Source organism: Acidovorax sp. DW039 (genome assembly GCF_037101375.1).
In the GTDB taxonomy this organism is placed as follows: domain Bacteria; phylum Pseudomonadota; class Gammaproteobacteria; order Burkholderiales; family Burkholderiaceae_C; genus Acidovorax.
Window position 1 is genome coordinate 4,704,808 of the sequence record NZ_AP029019.1, and the last position, 13,546, is coordinate 4,718,353.

The following is a 13,546-nucleotide window of genomic DNA, read 5'->3' on the forward strand; positions in this document are numbered from 1 at the left end:
TTCTAGCGCCCGATCCATAAGCGCAAGCAGCTATCAAAAATGCAGCAATTGCACTTGAATCACTGCAGGCGGCGGGCCACCTCGGCGTCCAGCGATCCCATGAAGGATTCCACAGCGCGGGTGTAGTCACTGTCCAGGCCCAGCTGGGCGTTGATTTCGCCGTGGCTCAGGTCCTGCGGCAATATCTCGGCGCGGCCGCCCTGGTTGCGCACGTGGCGGGCCATGGCGTCGGCCTGGGTGCAGGGCTGGTCTGCCCGCTCAGTGGAGCACACCATCTGCATGGGTGGCGCACCCACCGTCCATTGGTGGAAGGGCGACAGCGCCACCCAGTAAGCCGGGTCGCTGCCAAAGGCGTCGTCGTACAGCGGCATGTGCGGCGCACGCATGTAGGCGGGCACGTTCATCACGGCGCTGTCGAGCGACACAGTGCCCAGCCAGGGCCAGGCGCCTTCGCGCAGGGCCTGCGGTGCGCGGGCGTTGAGCAACGCCACCAGGTGGGCACCCGCCGAGTGGCCCATGAGGATGAAACGGTTCGGGTCACCCCCCCAGGTGCCAGCGCGCTGCTGCGCGGTCATGAGGGCGGCCTGGACATCGCGCTCCTGCACGGCCACGGGGGTGTCGGGCAGCATGCGGTAATTGATGGAGATGAGGATGAAGCCCTTGGGCACCCAGCGGTTCACCTTCTCTTGCACCACGCGGCCCATGGCCTTGTCACCATGCCGCCAGCCACCGCCATGCACCATGAAGATGACCGGTGCGCGCACCGCGCTGGCCACCAGGCTGTTGCTGCCCGTAGAGGGGCTGGTGGGCACATACACATCCATGCGCTGCGCCGGGTCCACGCCGTAGGGCACGTCGGCAATGCGCTGCACGCCCGCAGGCAGGGCAGCCTCGGTGGCCGCAGCCTGCTTTTGGGCGATCAGGGCGCGCAGGCGGCCGCCGTTTTGTGGGGTGGTCTGGGCGTGCGCGCTGGCGGTGGCCAGCGTGAGCGCGGCGAGGGCAGTCACTGTGAAAAGTTGGCGCAGGGACATGGCAAAGCTCCTGGGATGGGGACGGTAGGGATCGGTGGGGAAATGCGGTGACGTCAAGGCCGCGCAGGGCAGGCCATGGCCGTGCCGCTGGCGTCGTAACAGGTGGCGCTGCGGCTCAGGCCGCTGTCTTTGCTGTAGCTGCTTTGCGTCTGCACGCTGTTGCCGGTGGCTGCGCTGGTGGCGGTGGACGTGCGGGCCTGCGTCACAGTGCCGTCGGCATTGCGGGTAGCCCCGCCGCTGCTTTGCAGGCTGCCCTGGGCGTTCTGGGCCGACACGGTGCCGCTGTGGCTGGCACTGCCATCTGCGCTGCGCGTGGTGCTGCCCTGGCGCACGGCTACGCCCCCTTGCGCGCCCACGGCGGCACCCCGGCTGCTCACACTCGCGTTGCCTTGCCCATCGGCCGTGGCGGTGCGGCCGCGCAGCACCGCGCCGTTGGGGCCACTGCGGGCCACGCCGGTGTGGGCCGTCGTGCTGCCATCGGCGTTGTGGTCCACGCTGTGGCGGGTGCGGGCCTGCACTTCGGCGGGGGCGGCCAGTGTCAACACGGCGCTCAGGCCCAGTGCGGCAAGCGCTGAGAACACAAACACACCGGCGGCGAGCACAGGGCGTTGGAGCAGGTCAGGGTCCGCGGGGCGGGGCAGCAAAGGCATGGCAGTCAACTCCTTGAGGTATGCATCGGAATGCGGCATGGCTGTACTGTGCCCCCCAGGTGTGAGCCATTGATGGCAGAAAACGGCCGATGTATGACAAACCATGACAAACGCCAGTGCCCCCGTCATGCCTTGTCATGGCTGCCGAGGCGCAAGCCGCGCCAACGCCTACCATTGCCACAATTCACCTTCCAACGCTGCCCCAGCCCATGACCGACACCCTGGCCAAAATCCTGGTCGCCGATGACGAGCCCGACCTGCGCGCCCTGCTGCAGCGCTACCTGAGCGACCAGGGCTACACCGTGCGCACGGTGGAGGGTGCCGGGCCGCTCGATGTGCTGCTGGCGCGTGAGCGCTTTGACGTGCTGGTGCTCGACGTGATGATGCCGGGCGAAGACGGGCTTTCGATCTGCCGGCGCCTGCGGGCGCAGGGCGAGACCATTCCCATCCTGATGCTCACTGCCCGCGGCGACCCGGTGGACCGCATCGTGGGCCTGGAGATGGGCGCGGACGACTACCTGCCCAAGCCCTTCAACCCGCGTGAGCTGCTGGCCCGCATCCAGGCCATGGTGCGCCGCCAGCGCATGCTGGGCGCGCACACCGGGCCGCAGGGTGTGCACGAGCGAATCGCGTTTGGCGACTTTGTGCTGCTGCCCACCGAGCGGCGGCTGGAGAAGGCGGGGGCGGACATTCCCCTCACCACGGGTGAATTCGCACTGCTGCTGGCGCTGGCGCAAAACCCGCAGCGCCCGCTGGGCCGCGACCGGCTCATGGCCCTGGCCTATGGCCCCGACCACACCGCCACCGACCGCAGCATTGACGTGCAGATCATGCGACTGCGCAAGCTCATCGAGGCCGACCCGGCCCAGCCGCGCCACATCCGCACCGTGTGGGGTGTGGGCTATGTGTTTGTGCCTGACGGCGCGGCGCCCGCCAGCGAGGGCAAGCCATGAACGCCTCCACTCCCGCACTCGCACCCGCACCCCATTCCATTGCGCATGCTCCGCGTGGGCTGTGGCCCCGCAGCCTGCTGGGCCGCAACCTGCTGCTCATGGCCGTGCTCATCGTGCTGGGCCAGCTGGTGGCAGCGGTGCTGGTGCGGCAGATGATCTTCCAGCCCCGCGTGGTGCAGGTGGCCGATGGCGTAGCACGCAATGTGGCCGCCATCCGCGCCGGGCTGCAAGTGCTGCCACCGGCGCAGCGGCAGGCGTTTGTGCAGGCCTTCAACGACCAGGCCGCGCAGACACAGGCCCACGCACGGGCCGCCGCACCGGGCACCTGGCGTGCCGTGCTCTCGCCCATGGAGCGGCAGTTTGTGCGCGCCGTAACGCAGCGGCTGGATGAGGCACAAGGCACGCGCCCCGCCCCGTCGGCAGAGCCTGTCTGGCGGCGCGACAGCAGCGGCGTGCTGTCGCTGCGCGTGGTGCATGAAGGCACGGAATACTGGCTCAACCTGCCCAGCGTGTTCCCCACACGCGAATTCACTGGCGCCTGGCTCATGGCCACGCTGGCCAGCATGGTGCTGGCGTTGGTGGGCGCGTGGTGGCTGCAGCGCCACCTCAACCAGCCGCTGCAGCGCGTGGTGCAGGCCGCGCAGCGCCTGGCCCGGGGCCAGCCGCCCGAGCCCCTGCCCGAGGACGGCCCTACCGAGATCGCCACCGTGGCCCGCAGCTTCAACCACATGGCCCACAGCCTGGCCCAGGCCGACCAGGAGCGGGCGCTGATGCTCGCTGGCGTATCGCACGACCTGCGCACGCCCCTGACCAAGCTGCGCCTCGCGGTGGAAATTGCCGGGCCGCAGATCGAGCCAGACCTGTCCACACGCATGGTGCGCAGCATGGACGAGATGGACGCCATCCTCGGCCAGTTCTTGCACTTTGCCCGCATGCAAGAGGCCGAGCCCCCGCAGCCCGCCGCGCTGGACGACCTGGCCCACGCAATAGCCCAAGCGCAGGCCGACCATGGCCGCAGCGTGGCGCTGGAGCTGGGCGCGCCGCCCTCCACACCCGTGCAGGCCCAAGCCCTGCGCCGCGCGGTGGACAACTTGGTAGAGAACGCTTGGCGCCACGGTGCGGCACCCGTGGTGCTGCGCACGGGCCAAGGGGCAGATGGGGTGTGGATCGAAGTGCAAGACCACGGCCCCGGCGTGCCCGCCACCGAGCTGGAACGCATACGCCAGCCCTTTGCCCGCGGCGAGGCCGCCCGCAGTGGCCGCCCCGGCGCGGGGTTGGGCCTGGCGATCGCCGACCGCGTGGCGCGTGCCCACGGGGGACGCCTGGAGCTGCACAGCGCACCGGGCCAGGGCCTGCGGGCCAAGCTGGTGCTGCCTGCACATTGAAAAGTTTGAGCCCAATTAGCCTGCAGCGCTCATCCATCAAGCGCAAGCAGCTATCGTATTGGTAGCAAATTCAGGCTTTTTGAGCCGCCAGCTTGCGGTACAGCGTTTGCCGGCTGATGCCCAGCGTGCGGGCGGCCTGCGACAGGTTGCCGCCTGCGGCCTGCACTGCCTGGTCGATGGCGGCGCGGGAGAGTTGCTGCAGGTTGAGGGGGACCATTGCCCCGGCACCAGCCACGGAACCCGAGACCGCTGCAGCAGCGCGGCGGGTAGGCGCGTCCGCCCGCTCAGCGCCCATGTCCACCTCTGGCGGCATGGCAGATCCGACCTGTGCGGCCTGCAGCGCCTGTAGCGCGTGTTGCAAGTCGTCTGGCAGGTGGCTCCAGGTGATGGTGTCCTCGCCCTCGGCCAGCAGGGCGCAGGCGGTGCGCAGGGCGCTGGCGTACTGGCGCAGGTTGCCGGGCCAGGCGTAGGCGGCGAGCGGGGCAATCAGTTCGGGGGCCAGTTGCGCGGGCTGGGGCAGGGCCTGCTCGGCGGCCAGGTCGGCCAGCAGGCGCTCGGTCAGGGGCAGAAAGTCGCTGCGCTCGCGCAGGGCGGGCAGGTGCACCGTCAGGCCGTTCAAGCGGTAGTACAGGTCTTGCCGAAACCGGCCCTGCTCTGCCGCCTGCATGAGCTGGCAGTGCGTGGCGCTGACCAGGGCAAAGTCCACCGGCACGGCCTGGCTGCCGCCCACGGGGGTCACGCTGCGCTCTTGCAGCACCCGCAGCAGGCGGGTTTGCAGGGCCAGGGGCATGTCGCCAATTTCGTCCAGAAACAGCGTGCCGCCATGCGCCTCGCGCAGGCGGCCGGGGCTGCCCTGTTTGCGTGCGCCGGTGAAGGCCCCGGGCACATAGCCAAACAGCTCGGCCTCGATCAGGTTCTCAGGGATGGCGGCGCAGTTGATGGCCACAAAAGGCCCAGCGTGTCGGGGGCCGCTGGCGTGCAAGGCCCGCGCAAACACTTCCTTGCCCACGCCTGATTCGCCCTGGATGAGCACCGCAATGGGCTTGCCCGCCACGCGCCGGGCCTTGTCGGCAGCGGCGCGCCAGCGGGCGTCGCCCGTGTCCAGCCGCGCCAGGGCGTCGGCAAGGGATGGTGTTGCATCGGCCACCGGCTGGGCCTGCAAACGCGCAGGGCCTGCCGGGCTGGTACCCGGCCACAGCGCAGCATCCACCTGCACCAGAGCAAACAGCAGGCTGCCGCCGCGCTCGCGCAAAGGCAGGGGCTGCTGGGGGCGGCGGCGGTGGTGTGAGAGCAGGTCGTCCAGCCGCGCATCCAGCACTTGGGCCAGCGGTGTGGCCCCCACATCGGCACTGCGCAGGCCCAGCTGGGCCAGGGCGGCGCGGTTGGCCCCCACGATCCAGCCATCGGGCGAGACGGCCAGCACGCCTTCGGCCACGCTGCCGATGCCTTCGGGGTCGCGGTGCAGGTGCAGCCGGATGTGGCGCTTGCAGGTGGCCACCAGCAGGCGGTTTTCGATCATGCGGGCGGCGGTGCTGACCAGGCCCAGCGTGTGGGCGTGTCCCGCGCGGCAGTCGCCCGAGATGTCGAGAATGCCCAGCAGCTCGCCTGTGGCCGACAGGATGGGCGAGGCGGCGCAGGTGAGAAAGCTGTTGCGTTCCAGAAAATGCTCGCCGCCGTGCACCTCGATGGCCATGCCTTCGGCCAGCGCGGTGCCGATGGCGTTGGTGCCGCGGTGGGCTTCGTGCCACGACGCGCCCCGGGTCAGCGCCACGCGCTCGGCCTTGCTCACAAACTGCGGGTCGCCCAGCGTGTGCATGAGCATGCCGTGCCGGTCGGCCAGCACCACCACGCTCTGGCTGTGGCGCACCTGCTCAAAAAGGTATTCCATGACCGGGCGGGAGTGGGCCAGCAGCTCAGGGTTGCTGGCCAGCACCTGCCGCAGGGTGCCGCTGCTGGGGTGCTCTACCGGCTGCGCCCGCCCCGTAGGGGCCAGGCCAGCGGCCATGCTGCGAGCCCAGGAGCGGGCCAGGCGCTCATCCACCAGGCCGCTGGGGCACTGGCCGGATTCGATCAGGTGCTGGCGGGCCTGTCGCAGGGCCACCGTCGGATGGGTAGGTCGCACGCGCTTGTCTCCGTGCAGGGTCATGGTGCCCCGCTTGGCGACCAGTATGAGGGGCCGAAGGCCCCGCCGCAAGGGCGTTGGCGCAAACCCCGTGAAACCGTGCGCAGGTGTTCCATTGTGTGACAGGTGTCGCTGTACAGAACACACGGGCAGATGCCAGGCGTGACAGCGGACAGGAGATGCGCCACCCCACAACCCAATGAAATCAAGCACTTACCCATCGCAGTGGGCTGCCGCTGCGCTGGCACGGCTCTTGATTAGGGGCTGCCATCGGGTCCGCACGCTACGGCGGCGCAGGCCCGGTGCCCACAACAACGTTCGGAGACAAACATGACCGTGTACGCAGCCCCCGGCGCCGCTGGCGCCAAGATCGTCTACAAGCCCCGTTACAACAACTTCATCGGCGGCCAGTTCGTGGCCCCGGTCAAGGGCCAGTACTTTGATGTGATCTCGCCCGTCAACGGCAAGGTCTACACCCAGGCCGCCCGCTCCACCGCCGAAGACATTGAGCTGGCGCTGGACGCCGCACACGCCGCGGCCGACAAGTGGGGCAAGACGGATGCCGCCACCCGCGCCAACATCCTGCTCAAAATTGCCGACCGCATCGAGCAGAACCTGGAACTGCTGGCCTACGCCGAGACGGTGGACAACGGCAAGGCCATCCGCGAGACGCTGAACGCCGACATCCCGCTCACCGTCGATCACTTCCGCTACTTTGCAGGCTGTGTGCGGGCGCAAGAGGGCGGCATCAGCGAGATTGACGAGAACACCATGGCGTACCACATCCACGAGCCGCTGGGCGTGGTGGGTCAGATCATTCCGTGGAACTTCCCCATCCTGATGGCGGCGTGGAAGCTGGCGCCGGCCCTGGGCGCAGGCAATTGCGTGGTGCTCAAACCCGCAGAGAGCACGCCGATTTCCATCCTCATTCTGGCCGAACTGATTGCCGACCTGCTGCCGCCCGGTGTGCTCAACATCGTCAACGGCTTTGGGCGCGAGGCAGGCATGCCGCTGGCCACCAGCAAGCGCATTGCCAAAATCGCCTTCACCGGCTCCACCAGCACCGGTCGCGTGATTGCACAGGCCGCTGCCAACAACCTCATCCCCGCCACGCTGGAGCTGGGTGGCAAGAGCCCCAACATCTTCTTTGCCGATGTGATGGACAAAGACGATGCGTTCCTGGACAAGGCCATTGAAGGCCTGGTGCTGTTTGCGTTCAACCAGGGCGAGGTGTGCACCTGCCCATCGCGCGCGCTGATCCAGGAAAGCATTTACGACCGTTTCATGGAACGGGTGCTCAAGCGCGTGGCCGCCATCAAGCACCAGAACCCGCTCGATACCGACAGCATGATGGGCGCGCAGGCCAGCAAGGAGCAGCTCACCAAGATCCTGAGCTACCTGGACCTGGGCAAGCAGGAAGGCGCTGAAGTGCTGACCGGCGGCGGCCAGGCCCACCTGGGCGGTGACCTGGAAGGCGGCTATTACGTGCAGCCCACGCTGTTCAAGGGCCACAACAAGATGCGCATCTTCCAGGAAGAAATCTTCGGCCCCGTGCTGGCCGTGACCACCTTCAAGGACGAAGCCGAGGCTCTGCAGATCGCCAACGACACGCTGTACGGCCTGGGTGCCGGTGTGTGGAGCCGCAATGGCAACGTTGCCTACCGCATGGGCCGCGCCATCAAGGCTGGCCGCGTGTGGACCAACTGCTACCACGCCTACCCTGCCCACGCAGCGTTTGGCGGCTACAAGGAATCGGGCATTGGCCGCGAGACGCACAAGATGATGCTGGACCACTACCAGCAGACCAAGAACCTGCTGGTCAGCTACAGCGAGAACAAGCTGGGCTTCTTTTGACGGGCATCAAGGGTTGAGGCGGCCTGGCCGCTTCACCGCGTCCTGACGGGCGTACGATTTTTGGCGAAGCGGCCCGCTGCAGGCCCTGCAGCCCAGGCCGTCGTTTGATCCATCAAGGAGGTTCACGATGAGCAGTACGTTTTTCATGCCCAGTGTCAACATCATGGGTGCAGGCTGCCTGCAGGAGGCCATGGCAGCGCTGAAGGGCCACGGGTTTCGCAAGGCCCTGATCGTGACGGATGCGGTGCTTAGCAAGCTGGGCGTGGCAGCGCGCATCCAGGCCCAGTTGGCCGAGCAGCAGATTGCATCGGTGGTGTTTGATGGCACCCAGCCCAACCCCACCGTAGGCAATGTGCGCGCCGGGCTGGCGCAGCTCAAGGCCGAGCAGTGCGACTTTGTGATCTCGCTGGGTGGCGGGTCGCCCCACGACTGCGCCAAGGGCATTGCCCTGTGCGCCACCAACGGCGGCGAGATTGCCGACTACGAGGGGGTGGACCGCTCGGCCAAGCCGCAGCTGCCCCTGGTGGCCATCAACACCACCGCAGGCACGGCCAGCGAGATGACGCGTTTTTGCATCATCACCGACGAAACGCGCCACATCAAGATGGCCATCGTGGACCGCAACGTCACGCCCATCCTGTCCGTCAACGACCCCGAACTGATGCTGGCCAAGCCCAAGGGCCTGACCGCCGCCACCGGCATGGATGCGCTGACACACGCGGTGGAGGCGTATGTGTCCACCGCCGCCACCCCCATTACCGATGCCTGCGCGCTGAAGGCGGTGGAGCTGATTGCCCGCCACCTGCGCACCGCCGTGAACCATGGCGACGACCTGAACGCCCGCGAGCAGATGGCGTATGCGCAGTTCCTCGCAGGCATGGCGTTCAACAACGCATCGCTGGGCTACGTGCATGCCATGGCGCACCAGCTGGGCGGCTTTTATGACCTGCCCCATGGCGTGTGCAATGCGCTGCTGCTGCCGCATGTGGAGGCGTTCAACGTGCCCACATCCGCCGCACGCCTGCGCGATGTGGCCCATGCGATGGGTGTGAACGTGGCGGGGCTGGACGCCGAGGCCGGTGCACAGGCGTGCCTGGCCGCCATCCGCCAGCTGGCGCTGGACATTGGCATTCCCAAGTGCCTGAGCGATCTGGGCGTAAAGGAATCCGACATTCCGCTGCTGGCCACCAATGCACTCAAGGATGCCTGCGGCCTGACCAACCCGCGCCGCGCCACGCAGGCCGACATTGAAGGCATCTTCCGCGGGGCCATGACGGCCTGACGCCCGAAGGCCATGGACACCGCCGTGCTCCCCCAGGGCTCCGCGCCCTTGCCACCCCCACGGGTGGTGGCTACACCTGCGGCGCTGGAGCTGGTGGCCGTGCTGAAGGCCAAGCATGGCCCAGAGCTGATGTTTCACCAAAGCGGTGGCTGCTGCGACAACAGCGCCGCCAACTGCTACCTGCCCGGCGAGATCACCATGGGTGCGGGCGATGTGTACCTGGGCGATATCGGGGGCTGCCGTTTCTACATCGGCAAAGCCCAGTACGAAACCTGGAAGCACACGCAGCTCATCATCGATGTGATAGACGGGCACGGCGGCGGCACGTTCTCGCTGGAGGGGCCGGAGGGCAAAGCCTTCCACACGCGGTCCCGGGTATTCACTGCGACCGAGCTGGCTGCGCTGGAGCAGGCCCCCCCGCCCACAGGGGCTACTGCGCCGCCATGAATGACACAAATCAGCTCTAGCGCTTTATGGATAAGCGCAAACAGCTACTAAAAACATAGCAAATGATGCCTTGCGGTGCACAGCACCGGGAAAGCGATCACTACAAAAGGTCACATTCAGGACTGCAACGGTGACACGGGGGCTGCGGCTCTCATGAATAATGGGACGAAAAATCTTTTCCAGATCTTTTCCCTTCGCTCCTGCCGGCGGCTGCCCATGACCACGACTTCGACCGTTTTGCGTTTTCTGGCCGATACCTCCACGGACAACCCCGCGGGCCGCATTGCTGCGGGCACCGTCATGAAGTGGATTGATGAGGCCGCCAGCGTGGTGGCCAGCCAGTGGGCCAAATCGCCCTGCGTGGCGGCCAGCTTTGGCAAGATGCGCTTCATGCATGGCATCAACCCCGGTGCCATGGTGGAGGTGGAAGCCCGCCTTGCCTACACCGGCACGTCGAGCATGAACATCTTCATTGAAGTGCGCAGCGGCCCCCAGCCGGGCGAGGCATTTCAGGAAGTGACGCACTGCGTGGCCGTGTTCGTCTCGCCCGACGAGACTGGCACCCCCCGCCCCGTGGACCGCTGGAGCCCCGAAACGCCGGGCGATGTGGCCCTGGCCCAGCTGGTGCGCGGGCAGGTCGAGGCAGCCCGGCTTTCGCACTGAGCGCTTGCCGCCCGGGCCTCCTCCAGCTACAGCAATGTGCGGCGGGCAAAGCGCACCACCGTCACCCCTTGTTGGGCCTGACGGGTCGATGGCATCACGAGGACGCAGTCATCGTAGGGAGTGAGCACAGGCTCACCATCGTTGTCCCCGATGACGGTGCCTTGGCGGGCAATGCATTCCAGCCCCGTGAACGGCTCGGTAAAGCGGAACCCGCTGCTCTTGGCAACCACAGGTTCGGTCACCTCCAGCGCCCACTGGCGCGGTGCATCGGCCATGCGCCAGCCGTGCAATTGGCGCTCCAGGCAGAGCGCACCCACCACGCCAGACTGCTCCAGAAAGCGCACGCACTGGTCACGCGCTACCTCCAGGCTGGCCGGGTCGCCGTGGAATCCGCATTCGATCAACAGTGACCGGGTATCTCCGCCCTGTGCGTCGGGCAACCCCCACCGGCCGTAGTCGCGCATGCGCACACCATCCTTGTGGCCCGCATCCACCACGATGTACTCTGGCGAGCGCATGGCACGCGCCAGTTGCAGGTTGCGCGGTTGCATTCCTGTCAGCAGCAAAGGGGCGGAGGGCTCGTGCATGGAGTGGATGTCCAGCAGCCAGTCGGCCTGCGCGACAAAAGGACGCAGGGCCGCAGCGCGACGGCGGTCACTGCCATCGCCCGCGTCCATGCGTTCATCCACCCACTGGCGGTTCATGTCGTGGTCCACGAAGCGAGAGGCATCGTGCCGCTGTGGATCAAAGCGGTCGAACGCCTCCAGGTTGCAGAACGCCAGCGTGAGCGTCCCCCGCTCGGGCCGCACGCCCGCCTCCAGCAGCCCTTTCAGGGCCCATGCGCCGCACAGCTCGTTGCCATGCACCAGCGCGCTCACCATCACGTTGCGGCCTGGCGTGCCGCTTTCAAACCGCCACACCCCCTCCACGCCGGTATTGCCGGCACGCCATGCCCCGATGTCTGGAACGCCCAGTAAAAAGGCAGGGGATGGGGTCACGTTGTTCTGGGTCATGTTCATTCTTCAATCTTCGCGAACTGCACGATCTTCTGGTACTTGGCGATCTCGCTGGCAATGTACTTGTCGGTGTCCACGGCGGGGGAAGCCACGACGGAACCGGTGGCTTCCATCTTCTTGCGGAATTCGGCGGACTGCAGGGTGTCTACCAGGGCCTTGCGCAGCTTGTCGTAGACAGGCTTGGGCAGCTGGGCCGGGGCCATCAGCGCAAACCACACGCCAATGTCCACGTTCTTGAACTGGGGCAGCTCTGCCAGGGCCGGAATATCGGGGGTGAGTGGCGAACGCTTGGCCTCTGTGGTGCCCAGCGCAATCACTTTGCCACTCTTGATATGCGGCAGACCGCTGGAGAGCACAAACACGCCGTACTCAAGGTTGTTGCCCACCAGGTCATTGGTGAGGGGGGCTACGCCGCGGTAGGGGATGTGCGTCATGAACAGCTTGCCCTGGTCCTTGAGCATCTCGCCCGCCAGGTGCAGCGAGGTGCCTACGCCCGAGCTGCCGTAGCTGTACTTGCCCGGGCTTTTGGCCACCCGCTGCACGAAGTCCGCCGCGTTCTTGACGCCGGATGCGGGCGACGCCACCAGCACCAGCGGCTGGGAGGCGATCAGCCCGATGGCGGTGAAGTCCTTGATGTCGTACCTGACCTTTTTGGTGACCAGCTTGTTGATGGCCAGTTCATTGCTGGCACCGACGAGCAGCGTGTAGCCATCAGGCTGGGCAACGGCCACTTTGGCCGCGCCGATGGCACCACCCGCACCGCCAATGTTCTCAATGACCACTGGCTGGCCCAGTCGGCTGGACAGCTCGGTGCCCAGCATGCGCCCCATCAGGTCCGTGCTGCCACCGGGTGGGTAGGCCACCACAATGGTGATGGGTTTGGACGGATAGGTGGCTTCTGCCGCTGCGGGCGCGGTTGCCAGGCAGGCAAGGGCAGCCAAGGCCAGGCCCGCCAGGGCATAACGACGGGCTGGGGCCCGTGAAGGGACAAGGGAAGGAGCAGGAGTGCGCATGGTTTTTCCTCGGTGGGGCTGTGCGTTCATTGTGCGAAGCGCCACCACGGCCTGTGGTGCCGAAATGGCACAAGGCGGTGCCATTTGCATCCTCCGGCATGGTCTTTCTCAACGAGGACACGCGGGGATTTCTGGCCCGTGGCCGATCTTTTCGCAGCGCCTTTGGCAGGCACTACCTGCCTTGCCCGGCAAACTGGCGGCGTATTCAAGAATGGGTGATGTGCGCCCAGAGCGATTCGGCAAAGGCACTCAACCGCCGTTTGGGGCGGTACAGCCGTACATCGAACTTCACTTCCAGCCCCTTGCCTGCCGCCAGCGCCAGCACACCCGCCTTGCAATCGGCATGCACCATGGACCACGGTAGCCACGACACGCCCAGCCCCTTGCGCACGTATTCGTAGTTGGCATCGGGCGAGTCGCATTCCACCAGTTTCTGCAGGCGGGCAGCTTGCGGGTGGTGGGCCAGCAGATCCTCCACCAGCCGCCCCAGCGCCAGCGTGCGACCAAACGCGATGTAGGGCACAGGGGCGCGCCCTGCCCCCAGGCTGTAACGCGGAGCCCCCTGGGCATCAGCTCTGGCGACAGGCACCAGCCGGTCGGTGGCAAGAGCCAGGTGGGTGAACTGCCGCCCGTCCAGCGGCACAACCAGGGAAGGGTGGTGATAGAGGATGGAAAAGTCCGCCACGCCCTGCTGCAGATCGAGCACAGCATCGGCCAGCGAACGCGTCAGGATACGAAGCTCTCCGTCCGCTAGATGGGGGCGCAAGCGCACCAGCCAGTCAGCCACCACGGTACGGGCCAGCGTACGGCCAGTGGAGAGGGTGACGGTGCGGGCTTGCCGCCCCGCAATGGCCATCAGCTCATCATGCGACTGGGCCAGATTGCGCGCCATCTGCTCGGCGGTATCCAGAAAGGCCTGCCCGGCGGCCGTGAGGCGCACCGGGCCTGCGCCCCGCTCTACCAGCGGGGTGCCAGCCCAGGTCTCCAGCGCGCGGATGCGGCGGCCAAATGCGGGATGGGTGACATGGCGCACCTCGGCAGCGCGGGTAAAACTGCGCTCATGCGCCAGGGCAATGAAGTCTTCAAGCCATTTGAGCTGCATGGTGGGGCGGGCCTGCTCAACAGCTCAT

At 67.0% G+C, this 13,546-nt stretch carries 12 protein-coding genes; 6 read left to right on the forward strand and 6 right to left on the reverse strand.

What is annotated here, in order from left to right; genetic code table 11:
- Positions 1–59: 59 nt before the first annotated feature.
- Together AACH87_RS21080 and AACH87_RS21085 are read right to left on the reverse strand one after the other, a co-directional pair.
- A complete protein-coding gene (locus AACH87_RS21080) occupies positions 60–1,031 on the reverse strand; it encodes an alpha/beta hydrolase (protein WP_338796521.1) in 972 nt (323 codons plus the stop codon).
- Positions 1,032–1,084: 53 nt separating this feature from the next.
- Positions 1,085–1,681 carry a hypothetical protein gene (locus tag AACH87_RS21085; RefSeq protein WP_338796522.1) on the reverse strand — a complete coding sequence of 199 codons (597 nt, stop codon included), beginning with the start codon at positions 1,679–1,681 and terminating at the stop codon, positions 1,085–1,087.
- Between the two features lie 209 nt (positions 1,682–1,890).
- On the opposite strand from AACH87_RS21085, the gene ompR reads away from it, so the two are divergent.
- Both ompR and AACH87_RS21095 read left to right on the forward strand, forming a co-directional pair.
- Positions 1,891–2,634 (forward strand): two-component system response regulator OmpR, encoded by a 744-nt coding sequence (ompR, locus tag AACH87_RS21090; RefSeq protein ID WP_338796523.1) that lies wholly within the window; start codon positions 1,891–1,893, stop codon positions 2,632–2,634.
- On the forward strand, positions 2,631–4,019 hold the full coding sequence (locus tag AACH87_RS21095; RefSeq protein ID WP_338796524.1) for an ATP-binding protein: 1,389 nt from the start codon (positions 2,631–2,633) through the stop codon (positions 4,017–4,019). Before ompR ends, AACH87_RS21095 begins: the two co-directional genes overlap by 4 nt.
- Positions 4,020–4,089: 70 nt before the next feature.
- On the opposite strand, the gene AACH87_RS21100 is transcribed toward AACH87_RS21095, so the two are convergent.
- Complete coding sequence (locus tag AACH87_RS21100; RefSeq protein ID WP_338796525.1) at positions 4,090–6,165, reverse strand: sigma-54-dependent Fis family transcriptional regulator; 2,076 nt, start codon at positions 6,163–6,165, stop codon at positions 4,090–4,092.
- Positions 6,166–6,471: 306 nt separating this feature from the next.
- Between AACH87_RS21100 and adh the strand changes: the two genes are divergently transcribed.
- The 4 genes from adh to AACH87_RS21120 all read left to right on the forward strand — a co-directional run bounded on the left by adh (position 6,472) and on the right by AACH87_RS21120 (position 10,387).
- Positions 6,472–7,995 (forward strand): aldehyde dehydrogenase, encoded by a 1,524-nt coding sequence (adh, locus tag AACH87_RS21105; protein WP_338796526.1) that lies wholly within the window; start codon positions 6,472–6,474, stop codon positions 7,993–7,995.
- A 127-nt stretch (positions 7,996–8,122) separates the two neighbouring features.
- Positions 8,123–9,277, forward strand: a complete 1,155-nt coding sequence (gene yiaY / locus AACH87_RS21110; RefSeq protein WP_338796527.1) for an L-threonine dehydrogenase — start codon at positions 8,123–8,125, stop codon at positions 9,275–9,277.
- A gap of 12 nt (positions 9,278–9,289) precedes the next feature.
- Complete coding sequence (locus AACH87_RS21115) at positions 9,290–9,724, forward strand: DUF779 domain-containing protein (RefSeq protein WP_338796528.1); 435 nt, start codon at positions 9,290–9,292, stop codon at positions 9,722–9,724.
- Positions 9,725–9,940: 216 nt separating this feature from the next.
- Positions 9,941–10,387, forward strand: a complete 447-nt coding sequence (locus tag AACH87_RS21120) for a hotdog domain-containing protein (protein WP_338796529.1) — start codon at positions 9,941–9,943, stop codon at positions 10,385–10,387.
- A 26-nt stretch (positions 10,388–10,413) separates the two neighbouring features.
- Here AACH87_RS21120 and AACH87_RS21125 read toward each other — a convergent pair whose 3' ends face one another.
- The 3 genes from AACH87_RS21125 to AACH87_RS21135 all read right to left on the reverse strand — a co-directional run bounded on the left by AACH87_RS21125 (position 10,414) and on the right by AACH87_RS21135 (position 13,518).
- Complete coding sequence (locus AACH87_RS21125) at positions 10,414–11,400, reverse strand: succinylglutamate desuccinylase/aspartoacylase family protein (RefSeq protein WP_338796530.1); 987 nt, start codon at positions 11,398–11,400, stop codon at positions 10,414–10,416.
- A gap of 2 nt (positions 11,401–11,402) precedes the next feature.
- Positions 11,403–12,416: a tripartite tricarboxylate transporter substrate-binding protein gene (locus tag AACH87_RS21130; protein ID WP_338796531.1), complete on the reverse strand. Its 1,014-nt coding sequence runs from the start codon at positions 12,414–12,416 to the stop codon at positions 11,403–11,405.
- A gap of 205 nt (positions 12,417–12,621) precedes the next feature.
- Positions 12,622–13,518, reverse strand: coding sequence for a LysR family transcriptional regulator (locus tag AACH87_RS21135; protein ID WP_338796532.1), 897 nt, complete (start codon positions 13,516–13,518; stop codon positions 12,622–12,624).
- Positions 13,519–13,546: the final 28 nt, after the last annotated feature.

What these genes read in the sequence shown, in the direction of transcription:
- AACH87_RS21080 (WP_338796521.1), bottom strand. Translation starts at nt 1,031, where the DNA reads ATGTCCCTGCGCCAACTTTTCACAGTGACTGCCCTCGCCGCGCTCACG.
- AACH87_RS21085 (WP_338796522.1), bottom strand. Translation starts at nt 1,681, where the DNA reads ATGCCTTTGCTGCCCCGCCCCGCGGACCCTGACCTGCTCCAACGCCCT.
- ompR (WP_338796523.1), top strand. Translation starts at nt 1,891, where the DNA reads ATGACCGACACCCTGGCCAAAATCCTGGTCGCCGATGACGAGCCCGAC.
- AACH87_RS21095 (WP_338796524.1), top strand. Translation starts at nt 2,631, where the DNA reads ATGAACGCCTCCACTCCCGCACTCGCACCCGCACCCCATTCCATTGCG.
- AACH87_RS21100 (WP_338796525.1), bottom strand. Translation starts at nt 6,165, where the DNA reads ATGACCCTGCACGGAGACAAGCGCGTGCGACCTACCCATCCGACGGTG.
- adh (WP_338796526.1), top strand. Translation starts at nt 6,472, where the DNA reads ATGACCGTGTACGCAGCCCCCGGCGCCGCTGGCGCCAAGATCGTCTAC.
- yiaY (WP_338796527.1), top strand. Translation starts at nt 8,123, where the DNA reads ATGAGCAGTACGTTTTTCATGCCCAGTGTCAACATCATGGGTGCAGGC.
- AACH87_RS21115 (WP_338796528.1), top strand. Translation starts at nt 9,290, where the DNA reads ATGGACACCGCCGTGCTCCCCCAGGGCTCCGCGCCCTTGCCACCCCCA.
- AACH87_RS21120 (WP_338796529.1), top strand. Translation starts at nt 9,941, where the DNA reads ATGACCACGACTTCGACCGTTTTGCGTTTTCTGGCCGATACCTCCACG.
- AACH87_RS21125 (WP_338796530.1), bottom strand. Translation starts at nt 11,400, where the DNA reads ATGACCCAGAACAACGTGACCCCATCCCCTGCCTTTTTACTGGGCGTT.
- AACH87_RS21130 (WP_338796531.1), bottom strand. Translation starts at nt 12,416, where the DNA reads ATGCGCACTCCTGCTCCTTCCCTTGTCCCTTCACGGGCCCCAGCCCGT.
- AACH87_RS21135 (WP_338796532.1), bottom strand. Translation starts at nt 13,518, where the DNA reads ATGCAGCTCAAATGGCTTGAAGACTTCATTGCCCTGGCGCATGAGCGC.